This is a genomic window from Dubosiella newyorkensis, from assembly GCF_001945605.1.
Lineage (GTDB): Bacteria > Bacillota_I > Bacilli_A > Erysipelotrichales > Erysipelotrichaceae > Dubosiella > Dubosiella newyorkensis.
In genome coordinates, this window is the sequence record NZ_MPKA01000117.1 from 1 (window position 1) to 671 (window position 671).

Consider the following 671-nt stretch of genomic DNA (forward strand, 5'->3'; position numbering starts at 1 on the left):
TCTGGGCCGAGCCTAACAATTCATTGGGGAAAATTTCCACTTCGTATTTATCGCCAAGCTTTTCTTCAATGATTTTTTTGAACTCGAGCATGCCAATATGTTCTGGATGCTCTTCCGATTGAGCGTGGGCGATCCGGATGATTCTTTTTCCTCCTGTGATCGAGTCAAAAGCAGAGCATCCTGTCAGCATCAAGGCAATGAATACGACGCTGATCGACATGAGCCATTTTTTTAGTGTTTTCATGGGTCCTCCTTAAATGATTCATTATTATGTAAGCCTTTACATGTATGAGAATAATGGAAAGGCTTACATAATGCAATTTGGATGCTTCTAAAACTATAAATTTCAATAAAATATGGAATACTCTACAAAAAAAAGGGATATTCTATCCAATATCACCACAATTTCAATATATATATCTTATTTTTTTGGGATATACCGTTTTAATTTTCACATAAACTAGATACGATTTATCCATAAATTTATGTAAGCTATTCCACAAAAAAAGAGCTGAACATCAGCTCCAATTGATTATTTATGGTTTCGATCGATCCCTCAAAACCGGAAAAATCTTTCAGACACAACCCTTTCGTCTGTTTCAAGTCATGGCGTCCTCTCTTCTCTTTTCTGATCAAGTCCTCGGCCTATTAGTACCGGTCCACTCCGGACA

At 37.1% G+C, this 671-nt stretch carries 1 pseudogene; it reads right to left on the minus strand.

Annotated features, from left to right (window positions below):
* Window positions 1–244: pseudogene (locus BO225_RS11095) on the minus strand (hypothetical protein); the annotation flags it as partial.
* Window positions 245–671: the final 427 nt, after the last annotated feature.